Here is a 14058-nt window from a genome sequence, read left to right as displayed (position 1 = left end):
AATCCTGTCCCTTTAGTTCCAGTTTATATTGACCGATACTGAAGTTACGCAGCGAATAACGGTCCGTTCCAGTGTAAACCGATGTCCCCGTTCCCCAGTTCACCTGTGCGATAGCTTCCAGCGTTTTAGAAAACCGATAATTTAATGATGTGGAAGTTTTTAATGATTTAGTATCGTAATCCACCAGGTCGCGTTCAGCATAACCTGTTCTTGACACAAACTGATCAGGAATCAGGTTAGATTTTAAACCGAAATAAAATGGAAGGTAATTCTGTACGGTTGGACGTAGGGCGGCTGGTAAATTGCCTAAAAATGCAGCCTGCTGTGCTGCGGAAGGTATACCTGGCACTAAACGGAAGGCGTTGTCAAGTACATCACGAATATTCAATGTTCCACCCGTAGCGGCCAGAATACCAGCAATAGTTTGAGAGGCTACATTCTGGCTCACATTAATCATATTCTGACTAATCTCATCACCATAAACGTTCACACCGTCGTAATTTGGATCTGTATTCCGGTCACCGCTTTTTAATTGTCTTGCCGTCCTGTCAAAATTACGATAGTCAGTGGCATACCAGTCTTTGGCCTGAAGGAAAGAGAAGGAAGTTTTAAATGCAAACTTATTATTCCATGCTTTTGCCACGCGGACATCCATTTGATTAAATGGTTGTACCGAACTATTATCATCATTCACATGGTTAATACCGGTTTTATATTGGAAACTTACGCCTTGGAAATCATAAGGATTTTTCGATGTCATTAATAAGGTTCCATTAATACCACCTGCACCATACAATGCTGATGACGCACCTGGCAAAAGTTCCACGTTGTCGACATCCAGTTCTGACAAACCAACAATGTTTCCAACAGAGAAATTTAAACCAGGGGCCTGGTTATCCATACCATCTACAAACTGATTGAAACGGGTATTTCCATTTGAGTTAAATCCACGGGTATTAATAGATTTAAACGTTAAACTTTGTGTACTCATTTCCACACCTTTCAAGTTGTTAATAGCATCATAGAAAGAAGCGGCAGGTGTTTCCCTTATAGTCGCTGCACTCATTCGTTCAATCGTTACCGGTGACTCCAGAATGCGCTCTGGAGTTCTGGAAGCTGAAATTACCACTTCCTGGCCAAGAATAGCCGTTCCTTCTAATTCAAAGTCCGCCTGAGCGTTATGACCAGAAATTACACGTTCCTGAGTTGTATGCCCAATGTAGGAAACCACAATGGTGAAAGGAAGCTTTTCGCTAGTGCTGAAAGTATATCGTCCGTTTTGATCTGTAGCGGTTCCCACAGTAGTTCCTTTTACAGTTATACCTACACCTGGTATAGGTTCCTTTGTCAGTTTGTCGATAACCGTTCCACTAACAATTGTGCTTTGGGCTTGTGCAGATAAGATTGTCACACCAAGCATCACCAAAACAATAACTGATTTTGTAATTTTTTTGATCATACGTTAATTTAAATTTGGTTTGTTCTTATAAAATTAATACAATTATCAAAATAAGCAAATAGTATTTGTCTGATTAGTTTTAAAACAAAATTTATATCTTGTTATCATAAAACACACATCTCTTTTCATTTATGCCTTATTAAAATGAATAAAACCAAAGCGATCTTTTGTGTCCTTATTCCGTTATTATTAATTTATGTATTTGATACAAAATTCGGACAAACACCTCCGATACTTAGCTTTCTTAATCCATTTACTGGATTCTGGGAAAACGCAGAGTCTACATCTACGCCAAAGAATGAAGAGGTTGTGTTAAAAGGCACTAAGGAAAATGTCGAAATCGTATTTGATGACCGCATGATTCCTCACATATTTGCTCAAAATGACCATGACCTTTATTATGCACAGGGCTATATAACCGCAAAGCACCGTTTATGGCAAATGGATTTTCAAACCCGCTTTGCTGCAGGGCGTTTGTCGGAGGTTGTTGGTGCACAAGCTATTGCCCTCGACCAGCATCAACGACGGATGGGGATGTTGTTTGGTGCAGAGAAATCGCTTGAGGGCATGATGGAGGACCCCAAATCAAAAGAAATGATTTTAGCATATACAGAAGGCATTAATGCGTATATCAACTCCTTGTCTAAAGCAAATTTCCCTATTGAGTATAAAATTCTTGACTTTACTCCTGAAGATTGGACACCATTAAAGTGCGCGCTACTCCTTAAACAGATGTCAGCAGTCCTTGCCATGGGCTCCGATGAGTTTTACATGAGTAACATCATGAAGAGGTTTGGGCCTGAAATAACTAAAAACCTATTCCCAGATTACCCTACCCTCGAAGATCCAATAATTCCGGCAGGTACAAAGTGGGATTTTAAACCTTTACCTATTCCTCCTGCACCACCGGGCTTCAACCAAATGACCAACAATACTGCGACAAAACAAAAGGTAGATGGTATTGGCAGCAACAATTGGGCATTGTCTGGTGAAAAAACCGCATCGGGTTTTCCGATACTCGCCAACGATCCGCATTTAAACTTAACCTTGCCATCCATCTGGTACCAGATTCAATTGCATGCCCCAGGTATAAATGCTTACGGCGTATCCTTACCAGGTGCTCCTGGAATTACTATTGGATTTAATCAACATATTGCCTGGGGCGTAACCAATGTAGCTGCCGATGTGTTGGACTATTATCAGATTAAATTTCAGGATGATAAACACCTCAAATATTGGCATGACAACCAATGGAAAAAGACTACCCGAAGACTCGAATTGATTAAAATAAATGGTGGAAAAACGCATATAGACACTGTTGTTTACACGCATCACGGACCAGTAGTCTACTTCCAAAAACCGGAGAAATTAGACATGGCCAACAATGTTCCAATAGGCCATGCCTTACGCTGGATAGCGCACGACCGGTCTAATGAACTTATGACATTCTATTATTTAAACCGGGGAAAAAACTATCAGGATTACCGTAGAGCGCTAACCTATTATACCGCACCTGCACAGAATTTTGCTTTTGCATCTGTAGACAATGATATCGCTATAACGCCAAATGGCAAGTTTCCTCTGAAATGGAAAAATCAAGGTAAATTTATCCTGGATGGCACAGATCCAAAGAGTGATTGGCAAGGCTGGATTCCATCAGACCATAATCCTACTGTTAAAAATCCACCCCGTAATTTTGTGAGTTCGGCAAACCAAAGTTCAACAGACACTAGTTACCCCTATTATATCAACTGGGAGTTTAGCCCCTATGAACGTGGCAAACGTATTAATGATTTGCTAGGCGGCATGTCTAACGTTACCGCCGACACCATAAAAGTGATGATGATGGATAGTTATAGCATTTTTGCAGATAACCTGTTGCCGGGAATCATGCCATATGTGGATTCTGCACAATTAAATGCTACGCAAAAAGAAGCCCTTGATCTGGTTAAAAAGTGGAACAAATATTATGAGGCCGACAAGATTGCGGCCAGTGTATTTGATTTATGGTCTAAGCGATTGTTCTTTAACATCTGGGATGATGAATTTACCATTACGAAAGTTCCGATGCGTTACCCATCACGTGATCGTACTATACAACTTATATTAAAAGAACCAAGTTCCAGGTGGTTTGACAACGTAAACACCAAACAGAAAGAAACGCTTGCCGGATTAGTGAATGAATCGTTCAAGTACGCTTGTGACAGTCTTGAAAGAAAATACGGATCTATTGGCGACAAGTGGAACTGGGCCAATGTGAAAAGCACGCACATCCCACATTTAGCGAAAATTCCTGGATTCGGAACGAAAACTTTAATGATTGGCGGTGCAAGGAGTACTATAAATGCATTAAGTGAAAGTAATGGACCAAGCTGGCGGATGGTAATTGAACTTGGAAAAACTCCTAAAGGTCATGGCGTATTTCCTGGTGGACAATCAGGAAACCCGGGAAGTCCATTTTATGATAATATGACTGCCACCTGGGCTAAGGGTGAGCTTTACGACCTACACTACTTGCAATCGCCAAAAGATGCCTCGGCCAAAATAATATCTAAACTAAAAATCACCAACAAATAATATGGTTTTCCTGATCGTTCTTCTTTTATCCTTTTTTCTACAACTCATTGCACCATGGTGGATTGTGGTACTTATCAGTTTTACTACCTGCGCGCTGCTGGCTAAGAATGGCAAAACAGCTTTGTGGCATCCTTTTATGGCTATATTTTTACTATGGTTGGGTATGGCTTTGTTTAAGTCCATTCCTAATGATAACGTGCTGGCTACCCGCGTTGGAGAAATGTTAATGGTGAAATCATGGCTGTTGATTTTGTTTCTGACAGGCATTCTAGGTGGTTTTGTTGCCGCGATAAGTGGTTTTTGCGGTTACCATTTTCGCAAAGCCCTGCAGACAGATCAAGTCAAAACATCACCGGCTAATCATGATGAAAAGATAGGAGTTTATAAAAGTAAAGCATAAACTAAATCTTGTTCTGTATTTTTGCAGGGTGAACGCACATCATCCCATCTTTTCCATTGCAAACGAACAAACGTTTGAAAAACACGCATTAGCGATTTTTAAACACCAGTCGGCGAACTGTGCCGTGTACAGATCTTACTTGTATCATTTGGGCATAGATTCCAGCCAGGTAAAAGCGCTGGAAGATATACCATATCTACCTATCGCCTTCTTTAAAAGTCATGAGGTCGTTTCCGATACAAGGACGCCAGAAATCATATTCAGCAGTTCTGGAACAACCGGGATGGTTCAAAGCAAACATCTGGTTACGGATCTTAAAATATACGAAGATAGCTTTAACCTGGCTTTTCAACAATTTTATGGTAATATCTCCGATACCTGCTTGCTTGCCTTGTTACCATCCTATCTGGAAAGAGAAGGTTCTTCTTTAATTTACATGGTCGATGCGTTACTTGCACAGAGCCAGCATCCTTCCAGCGGCTATTTCCTTCACAACCACGAAGAGTTGTTTCAAACCTTAAAGACATTGCAGGCCAAACAACAAAAGACGGTACTTATTGGCGTAACCTATGCCCTACTTGACTTTTTAGAAGCTCATCAACTGAATTACCCGGAACTGATTGTTATGGAAACCGGTGGTATGAAAGGTAAACGTAAAGAAATGGTTAGGGAAGAACTGCACCAGGTGTTAAAAGCGGGTTTTGGGGTTTCGTCTATCCATAGTGAGTACGGCATGACCGAATTATTATCTCAGGCTTATTCTTATGGCGAAGGGATTTTTAACTGTCCCCCATGGATGAAAATTGTATTAAGGGACACCAATGATCCGTTAAGCCTGATTAGCACCCAACAAACCGGAGGTATAAATATCATCGACCTTGGAAACGTAAATTCTTGTTCCTTCCTGGCGACTCAAGACCTGGGCAGAGTTTATGCAGACGGCTCTTTTGAAGTGCTGGGACGTTTCGATCAGGCTGACATCCGGGGATGTAACTTATTAGTGCAATAATCATTTAAGATTTCTTTCTCCTTAAGTCCAGATAATCGATGTAGTAAAGCACCTTAATAGAAATACTATTATGTTGAGGACCGGATAATGTTCTATCCAGGTTACTGAAGTAGCGTTTGGTATAATAATTCTGGCTGCTTTCTGAAACATCCTTGTAGGTGACACTCAATTCACTTCCAGGGGCAAATTGCCAGGTATAAATAAAATCGATGTTAAAGACATTGTAGTTGCGGTCAACCTCTTTTAATGTACTTCCTGTGTAATCGGATAATTCTCCGGTAGACATAAGGTTGTAAAACGCTGTATTTCTTCTGTCTGACCAATAATGCCTTACCCGGGCATTGATACCCATCCGGTTTGTAAAGCTGTATTTAAAATCTGCAGTATTTTCGACGGTGTTTCTATCATATTTAGAGAACACCACATCATCACCACTAAATCCAGCCCAACCAACGAAATTATAACTGGGTTCATAAAACAGATCCAACCCCAAACTAAGCTTATCATTTAGTCGCAAATTTTGAAAGAAGTAAAATACATAACTCTTTCCGCCTAATAGGGATTGCTTGGTGAAACCAGCGTTTCCACCAAAATTATAGGCTTTAGCCCTGTTTGGATTCACAAACAACCGTAATCCGTAGCTTTGTGGTGCTTTATATACCGCACCATTTCTGGATTCATAGAAATCGTTACCGGAAGCCCTCCAATTGGCTATCAACTCGGCCGACCAAAGATTTTTAAATTGGACGTATGGCCCCATTTCAACAGCGAAGTTTTGATAAACAGATGGTTTATATTTTCTGGAATATTGCATCCACAAAAAAGACTGAATCGTGTTATACCATTTACCTGGTTTATATACGTTATAATGTAAAATGCCCGTTTGGTTAAAGAAATTATTATTGGTAAAAAAACCCATATCCGAAGGGTCAAATAATCTATCGGCCAGTGTCTGGTTATAACTCCAGGTAAAATTTCCACTTTTTTTACCCGTTTCAAGATCATAATAGTATCCTTGATTATTTTCAGCACCGTTTTCGCCCGTTATATAACTCATCTTTGCGGCACCACTTACATAATAAGCGTTCTTCTTGTCGTTGATGTTAAATAAAAAAGCACTCACATTTGCGTCCTGACTACTGCCTTGCCTTAACACATTCGTGTTAATTAAACTCACAAAACTGTTGTTTTTTAAGGATTGATCCAGGACAAATATGTTATAATTTGTGAGAGGCTGACTTACAATTTCCCGTCGGTTACCAAGCGAGTCTTCCAGTATTGCAAACATTTTATTAGTAATGGCATTAAATATACCTATTCCCAAGCCCTTCGCAGTTCTACCGGATATCTTGGTCGCATTTAACACTTTACTCTCTAGCGGCGATTCTACTATGGTTTCACCAGGTAAAAGGAGTTTGGAGTTTTCCTTAAAATAAGAAGGTGAAGCTCCGATCCTTCGTGAATAAAATAAATCTCCTTTATTAAACAACTCCGTACCCTCCGTAAAAAAAGAGCGGTTTTCATCAAATTTCACCTCAAAAGGTGTTAAATTCAAAATACGGTTATCGGAACGCACCTGTCCGAAATCAGGAATCAGTGTCATATCGAGCGTAAAGCTGTTATTAATTCCGTATTTAACATCCATCCCTCCGTTAAAAGATGTGGAGGTGTTTTTTAACCCGGGAACTTGATTAGGGAAATGACTTGCATAAGCGGAAACATAGGGGGAAAATGATAAGCGTAAAGGTGCTTTTATCGCTTTAAGGCCTTCCCAAACACCCGCTTGATTCATCAATCCGCTAACTTTAGGATCTACAAAATTCCAAAACGTTTGCGAATTCTCCAGCGCCCTTTTGCGAATCATATTTAAACCCCAATCTTGGATATCTTTACCAGAGAAACGCAAAGCGGAATAAGGAATTTTCATTTCTACAGTCCAACCTAAATCGTCCAATCGCACTTGACTGTCCCAAACTGCATTCCAGTTTGCATCTTCGTTACCACCTTGTGAATACTTGGCGTCAAACTGTGTTCCAGAAGCGGTAACAAAGAATCCATTTCCATTAATACGGTCTAAAAATGGATCGAGGAAAATACCAAAGAAATCAGAGTTGCCAATTTGGTCGCGTGTCATGATTTCACGAGCTACACTATCGGGTTTTGCATACATCCGTGCGGCAACGTATACGGCCTGGTCATCATAAATAATTTTAACTTCAGTACGCCGTTCGGCCGTTTCTACCCGTCCTGGAGTAGGATTATTTTCTATGAATCCCGTAGCAATTGATACCCCTTCCCATTGAGGATCATTTAATAACCCGTCTATCTTTGGACTTGTTGTTATTCGCTGTGCTGCTATTTTCTTTTGAAGTTTATAGTCTTGTTGCGCGTACGCTGTGAGGGAACATGTTAACAGAAATAATGCAAAGAAGAGCGCTCTCATGAAGTAGGATTTCCATTAAGACACGCTTTCCTCAGATATGTTGCATGCTGGGCTAAAAAATAAAAAGAGGTATTTTCGGCCCTATCCTTATTCCGCTACTATCAGAAAATAATTCTTCTTCCCTTTTTGCACAATCAGATACTTTTGATTCAATAGGCTATCAGTAGTAAATACTGTGGTTGGCGTTGCTATTTTTTCTTTATTTAAAGAAACCCCTCCGCCTTGAATCAACTTTTTTGCTTCGCCTTTAGAAGAAAAAACATTGGTTTTTTCGGCCAGCAGTGTCGACGCATCTAATCCCTCAGCGAGTTCCGATTTAGCAATTTTATATTGGGGAATTCCCTCAAATATTTCCATTACCTGTTCATCAGATAAGGTGGCAAAGAATGCCAAGGACCCGTTACCGAATAAAAATTCAGAGGTTTTAATGGCGGTTTCCAACGCTGCTTCTGAGTGCGTTCTCACCGTTATGTCTTCAGCAAGCGCTTTCTGCAACACACGTAAATGTGGCGCCAAATCATGTTCAGCCTCCAATGCTTCAATTTCTTCCTTAGTTTTTAAGGTAAAAATTCTAATCCATTTTTTAACATCTTCATCTGATGCATTCAACCAGAACTGGTAAAACTTATATGGAGATGTTTTCGTTTCATCCAGCCAAACAGCGCCACTTTCAGTTTTTCCAAATTTAGTACCATCAGCTTTTTTAATAAGCTGGGTGGTAAGGGCATATGCAGTTCCACTTTCCATCCGGCGTATCAGCTCTGTACCGGTTACAATGTTTCCCCACTGATCTGATCCGCCCATTTGCACCACACAATTATAGTTCTTCCACAGGTAGTAAAAATCATATCCCTGAATAAGCTGGTAACTAAATTCAGTGAACGATAAACCCGCACCTCCTTCGCCGGCGAGACGTTTCTTTACACTGTCTTTGGCCATCATATAATTTACAGTAATGTGCTTACCTACATCCCTGATGAAGTCAAGGAAACTGAAGTGCTCGAACCAATCAGCATTATTCACCATTACTGCATCGTTATTTGTCTCTCCGAAAGTTAAAAACTTACTCAGCTGTGCTTTTATACCAGACAAATTGTGCGCAATAGACTCCGTTGTCAATAAGTTACGTTCAGCGGATTTACCAGATGGATCGCCAACCATCCCGGTAGCTCCTCCAACTAATGCATAGGGCTTATGGCCTGCGCGCTGGAAATGAATTAACGTCATAATCTGGGTTAAATGACCTACATGAAGGGAATCGGCTGTTGGATCAAATCCAATATAACCCGATGTCATGCCTGCATTTAATTTCTCTTCGGTATTAGGCATAATATCATGTAACATGCCTCTCCAACGTAACTCCTCTACAAAATTGGTCATTTCTATTGCTTTTGTGGCAAAGATATAAAAAGCTGGTTGAACTTCACTTTTAGCTTTAAATTCAATACCCGTTAGCTTTACTTTCGGAACATTTTCAGTATTTTTAATGCGATGAACTTCTTATCCCATTATTACTTCGAGAGAAAGGAACTGGATAACCACCTGGTCATTGGGATAGTATTGCCAGACTTCATTAAAAACGCCCATAAAGACTGGAATCTTAACCCACAGAAAGAAGAACATTTATTTATGGACGATCCTGAAGAATCCTCCATTTTATGGGGCTGGAACAGGCACCTAGAGGTAGACCGATTGTTTCACTGTTCTGCTTTCTTTAATTCCCAAACAGCAATAGTCAAACAATTCATCCTTCCGGCTATGCATTCTGGTCCAGTTAAACCTTTCTTTTTAGCCCATATCGCGCTGGAATTGGTGTTGGACCACCTGCTCACTATACACGGACTTATTAACATCAACCGATTTTATGAACAGCTTCAGCAAGCAAACAATGTGTCATTGAAATCATTTTTAACGAAAGCGGGCATTGTAGACCTTAATCATTTTCTTCAGTTCCTCCAAGGCTTCATTAGCAGCAAATATTTATTAAGTTACCAAAAAATCGAAAATATCACATATGCCCTGAACCGTATTTGTATGCGGCTTTGGAATGACCCATTTACAGATGGCCAGTTACAGTTACTCAATAGCGGGTTAATTACTTATAAAGCGACCATCGAAAAGGATTATCTCGATATTTTCAGGGAAATTGAGGGCAGTTTAACTACGCGAATCCAATCCTGTTAAACAAGATTCAATGAATTTTGTATCTTCGCCTTTATGCCAAATTCTTCTATTAAAGACACGATGGATGCGCTGGTTATTGAACTTAACCAACATACGTACAATTATTATGTGCTTGCAATGCCAACCATTGCAGACTATGAGTTTGACAAGAAACTAGAAGAACTGGCCCGGCTCGAAAAGGAATATCCTGAGTTTGCAGATCCAGACTCTCCAACCTTAAAAGTTGGCGGCGATATCACCAAAACCTTTAAAACTGTTAAACACAAGTGGCCCATGCTTTCTTTGGGTAACACGTATAATGAACAAGACTTACGCGATTTTGACGACCGGGTGCGCAAAGCGTTAGGCGACAACTTTGAATATGTGTGTGAACTTAAGTTTGATGGTTTATCAATTAGTCTCACTTATGAAAACAATAAACTTATTCGTGCAGTTACACGCGGCGATGGCAGTAAAGGCGATGATGTGACCAGTAATGTGAAAACAATTAATAATATCCCTCATCACCTAAGAACTCACAGTGCACCTGAAATCTTTGAAATACGTGGGGAAATATTAATGCATCGTGCTGCTTTCGAAAAACTGAATCGTGAACGTGAGGAAATTGGAGAAATTCCTTATGCGAATCCCCGAAATTTTGCGGCTGGCACCGTAAAAATGCAAGACTCCAGAGAAGTGGCAAAACGGCCACTTGATTGTTTTTTATATTCACTACATACTGACAAAACTTTATTCAAAACACACTGGGAAAGTCTGCAGACCCTGAAAACATGGGGATTTCACATTAGCGAACACAATATACTGGCTTCTTCTATGGATCAGGTATTCGCCTATATTAAACACTGGGAGAATGAACGCTATAAATTATCATATGATATTGATGGTATCGTTATTAAAGTAAACAGTTATTCTCAACAGGAGGAGTTAGGATTTACAGCCAAATCACCACGCTGGGCAATTTCATACAAATATAAAGCACAGGAGGTGGAAACTGTATTAGAAAAAGTAACCTACCAGGTTGGCCGTACAGGGGCAGTAACGCCAGTTGCCAATTTAAAACCTGTACAGTTAGCGGGTACGACAGTTAAAAGAGCTACCCTACATAATGCAAACGAAATTGAACGTCTGGATCTACACCTTGGCGACACGGTACTTGTGGAAAAAGGAGGAGAAATAATTCCAAAAATCATCAATGTAAACCTTGCTAAAAGAAAGATCGGTGCACTTCCTGTCATATATCCAGTGATATGTCCAGAATGCAGCACTAATTTAATCCGCAAAGAAGGCGAGGTTGCCTATTACTGTCCAAATGACGAGGGTTGCCCGCCACAGATTGTAGGAAAAATACAGCACTTCATTAGCCGCAAAGCCATGAACATTGATGGCCTGGGCGACGAAACTATAGAAACCTTTTATCAACGAGGTATTATTCGTCATATCAGTGATCTTTATTCGCTAAAGGACAAGGCAGACATTTTAAAAACCTTTGAGCGTTTTGGCGAAAAATCCATTGAAAAAATGCTTAACGGAATTGAGTTATCCAAACAAATGCCTTTTGAAAAAGTGCTATTTGGCCTAGGCATTCGGTATGTAGGGGAAACAGTTGCACGTAAACTTGCATATGGAGTTGGCAATATAGATCGCCTGGCAACGTCAAGTATAGACGAACTCACTGCGATTGACGAAATTGGCCAACGAATCGCTGAAAGTATCCGGGAATATTTCAGCAAACCTGAACATATCGAGCAAATTGAGCGGTTAAAAGGATATGGACTACAATTTACAGCAAAAGAAATTACGATTACACTGGAAAGTGATAAGTTAACTGGAAAAACATTTGTAATTTCGGGCGTTTTCGAACAATTCAACAGAGAAGACTTAAAAGAGCTGATTGAACGTAACGGCGGTAAGATATTAAGCAGTATATCTGGTAAATTAAACTACCTGGTTGCTGGCGATAATATGGGTCCTGCGAAATTGGAGAAAGCGAAAAAATTGAATATTCCTCTGCTCACAGCGGATGATTTATTAGAGATGTTGAAATAAAAATTTAAAATGAAAAAATTCCATGGAACCGGTGTAGCACTTGTTACACCTTTTAATGCAGATGGATCAGTAGATTATGAAGGGTTAAAAAACCTGATTAACTACCAGATTGATGGACAGGTAGAATACTTAGTGTCATTAGGTACAACAGGCGAAGCATCAACACTCAATAAGGAAGAAAAGAAGAAGATTTGGGCTTACACAGCAGAAATTAACAATGGTAGGGTTCCATTAGTGGCAGGTTTGGGAGGCAACAATACGGCTGAACTAGTATCGGAAGTTAAAGCCTTTAAAACCGAGGGTTATGAAGCTATCCTTTCGGCAAGCCCATATTACAATAAACCAACACAAGAGGGGATTTTCCAGCACTATAAAGCGGTTAGTGAAGCTAGTGCATTACCAATAATTCTATACAATGTACCTGGAAGGACAGCCAGTAATATGACCGCTGCAACCACCTGCCGCTTAGCCACAGAATTTGACAACATTATCGCTATCAAAGAAGCATCAGCTAATTTTGATCAGTTTAATGAAATTCTACGTGATAAACCTGCTGATTTTCTCTTAATCTCGGGTGATGACCCAGCTGCACTACCAATGATTGCCATGGGTGCTGTGGGAGTAATTTCTGTGATTGGTAATGCGTTACCTCAGAAATTCTCAAATATGATCAGGTTATGTTTACAAGGTGATTACACCGCTGCAGCTCCCTCACACCTAAGTATGGTAGAATTGACTAAAATGCTTTTTGCTGAAGGAAACCCAGCAGGTGTTAAAGCGGCACTAAAACACTTAGGGGTTTGCGGCGATACAGTGAGGTTACCATTAGTACAAGTATCACCTGGATTGCAAGCGCAAATTATTGAACAAGTAAAAAGCTTAAGTTAGTATTCACTCAGGATATTCTGATACAAAGACTTCTGTTGAACCGCAAACGATGAATGGTGGAACTGTGTCTAGAAAAGAAGTATTTAAGCGAAATCCAAATCGATAAAACATAAAAAAAGACCATCATTAAAAGACGGTCTTTTTTTATGAAACATGCGGTTACTAAGCTTCTTTGTTTTTAGCGGCCTGAATTTCTAAACGGATCTCTTGGGCAAGGTTTTTAACATCTTGTAACCCTTTTCTTACACGGGTACCAGCAGCACTGTTTGATTTGTTGTAAAACTTGTCAGCATCTGCTTCCAGACCATTGATTAAGTCTTTTAATTCATTGAATTTCTCGATCTTTGCCATTTTAAAATTCTTTAGGGTTTTAGAGTTTGGTTAATACTATTACTAAAGTAGGATGTTTATTTTAATAAAAAAATTTTTAAGCTAATAAAAAAACGCCTTTAGAGTACTTTTTTTCAACAAAACCAAGGTTATTCACATCACAACAAGCAAATTTTTACACTATTCATTTAATTTCCAAGCACTTAATTATAAGCCATAACGAAAAAACGCCCTTCAAACATGTTTGAAGGGCGTTTTAATGATACATAACCTAAGCCTGTACCTCAGATTTATTTTCTTTATAATAACCACTATTCAAGCGTTCAGAAATTGCGCTAAAAGCCTCTAAAGTACGCTCAACATCAGTTAAGGTATGCACTGCAGTTGGAATTAATCTCAACTCAATCAAACCTTTAGGGATAACAGGATATACCACTATGGAGCAAAAAATACTGTAGTTTTCGCGGAGATCCATTGTTAGTGCCGTGGCTTCAAGCAGTTCCCCTTTTAAAAACACCGGTGTTACTACAGTGTCTGTAATGCCAATATCAAATCCACGAGATTTTAAACCCGTCTGTAGTGCGGTAGCAATCTTCCAAAGATTTTCTCTAAGTTCTGGCTTTCCTTTAAGCAATTCCAAACGTTTAAGCAAGCCAATTACCATGGGCATAGGTAAAGCCTTGGCGAAGGTTTGTGAACGCATATTGTATCGAAAGAAATTG

General features: G+C 39.7%; 10 protein-coding genes and 1 pseudogene. 6 read left to right on the top strand and 5 right to left on the bottom strand.

The window, feature by feature from the left end:
* Positions 1-1459 (bottom strand): carboxypeptidase-like regulatory domain-containing protein (locus ACR2F3_RS06090; RefSeq protein WP_432709087.1); only part of this gene is annotated, 1459 nt, incomplete at its 3' end.
* 144 nt (positions 1460-1603) lie between these two features.
* Between ACR2F3_RS06090 and ACR2F3_RS06085 the strand changes: the two genes are divergently transcribed.
* Genes ACR2F3_RS06085 through ACR2F3_RS06075 form a run of 3 tightly spaced genes read left to right on the top strand, consistent with a single transcriptional unit; the run spans position 1604 to position 5445 of the window.
* The gene (locus ACR2F3_RS06085; RefSeq protein ID WP_432709086.1) at positions 1604-4036 is read left to right on the top strand and encodes a penicillin acylase family protein; all 2433 of its coding nucleotides are present in this window, start codon (positions 1604-1606) and stop codon (positions 4034-4036) included.
* A 1-nt stretch (position 4037) separates the two neighbouring features.
* Positions 4038-4436, top strand: coding sequence for a hypothetical protein (locus ACR2F3_RS06080; protein WP_432709085.1), 399 nt, complete (start codon positions 4038-4040; stop codon positions 4434-4436).
* A 28-nt stretch (positions 4437-4464) separates the two neighbouring features.
* A complete protein-coding gene (locus ACR2F3_RS06075) occupies positions 4465-5445 on the top strand; it encodes an acyl transferase (RefSeq protein WP_432709084.1) in 981 nt (326 codons plus the stop codon).
* Positions 5446-5449: 4 nt separating this feature from the next.
* On the opposite strand, the gene ACR2F3_RS06070 is transcribed toward ACR2F3_RS06075, so the two are convergent.
* Complete coding sequence (locus ACR2F3_RS06070; RefSeq protein WP_432709083.1) at positions 5450-7888, bottom strand: DUF5916 domain-containing protein; 2439 nt, start codon at positions 7886-7888, stop codon at positions 5450-5452.
* A gap of 87 nt (positions 7889-7975) precedes the next feature.
* Positions 7976-9268, bottom strand: a complete 1293-nt coding sequence (gene tyrS, locus ACR2F3_RS06065) for a tyrosine--tRNA ligase (protein ID WP_432709082.1) — start codon at positions 9266-9268, stop codon at positions 7976-7978.
* Between the two features lie 111 nt (positions 9269-9379).
* Between tyrS and ACR2F3_RS06060 the strand changes: the two genes are divergently transcribed.
* Genes ACR2F3_RS06060 through dapA form a run of 3 tightly spaced genes read left to right on the top strand, consistent with a single transcriptional unit; the run spans position 9380 to position 13006 of the window.
* Positions 9380-10072 (top strand): ACP phosphodiesterase, encoded by a 693-nt coding sequence (locus ACR2F3_RS06060; RefSeq protein ID WP_432709081.1) that lies wholly within the window; start codon positions 9380-9382, stop codon positions 10070-10072.
* A gap of 33 nt (positions 10073-10105) precedes the next feature.
* Positions 10106-12118 (top strand): NAD-dependent DNA ligase LigA, encoded by a 2013-nt coding sequence (gene ligA, locus ACR2F3_RS06055; protein ID WP_432709080.1) that lies wholly within the window; start codon positions 10106-10108, stop codon positions 12116-12118.
* Positions 12119-12127: 9 nt separating this feature from the next.
* On the top strand, positions 12128-13006 hold the full coding sequence (dapA, locus tag ACR2F3_RS06050; RefSeq protein ID WP_432709079.1) for a 4-hydroxy-tetrahydrodipicolinate synthase: 879 nt from the start codon (positions 12128-12130) through the stop codon (positions 13004-13006).
* 162 nt (positions 13007-13168) lie between these two features.
* Here dapA and ACR2F3_RS06045 read toward each other — a convergent pair whose 3' ends face one another.
* Positions 13169-13357, bottom strand: a complete 189-nt coding sequence (locus ACR2F3_RS06045; protein WP_432709078.1) for a histone H1 — start codon at positions 13355-13357, stop codon at positions 13169-13171.
* A gap of 250 nt (positions 13358-13607) precedes the next feature.
* Positions 13608-14058: pseudogene (locus tag ACR2F3_RS06040) on the bottom strand (aminotransferase class I/II-fold pyridoxal phosphate-dependent enzyme); the annotation flags it as partial.

It is taken from the genome of Pedobacter sp. (assembly GCF_045627485.1).
Lineage (GTDB): Bacteria > Bacteroidota > Bacteroidia > Sphingobacteriales > Sphingobacteriaceae > Pedobacter.
This window is presented reverse-complemented; position numbering and strand designations above follow the sequence as displayed.

Excerpts from the sequence above, each read along its gene's own strand:
- ACR2F3_RS06080 (WP_432709085.1), top strand. The coding sequence starts at position 4,038 with ATGGTTTTCCTGATCGTTCTTCTTTTATCCTTTTTTCTACAACTCATT.
- ACR2F3_RS06085 (WP_432709086.1), top strand. The coding sequence starts at position 1,604 with ATGAATAAAACCAAAGCGATCTTTTGTGTCCTTATTCCGTTATTATTA.
- ACR2F3_RS06070 (WP_432709083.1), bottom strand. The coding sequence starts at position 7,888 with ATGAGAGCGCTCTTCTTTGCATTATTTCTGTTAACATGTTCCCTCACA.
- ACR2F3_RS06060 (WP_432709081.1), top strand. The coding sequence starts at position 9,380 with ATGAACTTCTTATCCCATTATTACTTCGAGAGAAAGGAACTGGATAAC.
- dapA (WP_432709079.1), top strand. The coding sequence starts at position 12,128 with ATGAAAAAATTCCATGGAACCGGTGTAGCACTTGTTACACCTTTTAAT.
- tyrS (WP_432709082.1), bottom strand. The coding sequence starts at position 9,268 with ATGACCAATTTTGTAGAGGAGTTACGTTGGAGAGGCATGTTACATGAT.
- ligA (WP_432709080.1), top strand. The coding sequence starts at position 10,106 with ATGCCAAATTCTTCTATTAAAGACACGATGGATGCGCTGGTTATTGAA.
- ACR2F3_RS06045 (WP_432709078.1), bottom strand. The coding sequence starts at position 13,357 with ATGGCAAAGATCGAGAAATTCAATGAATTAAAAGACTTAATCAATGGT.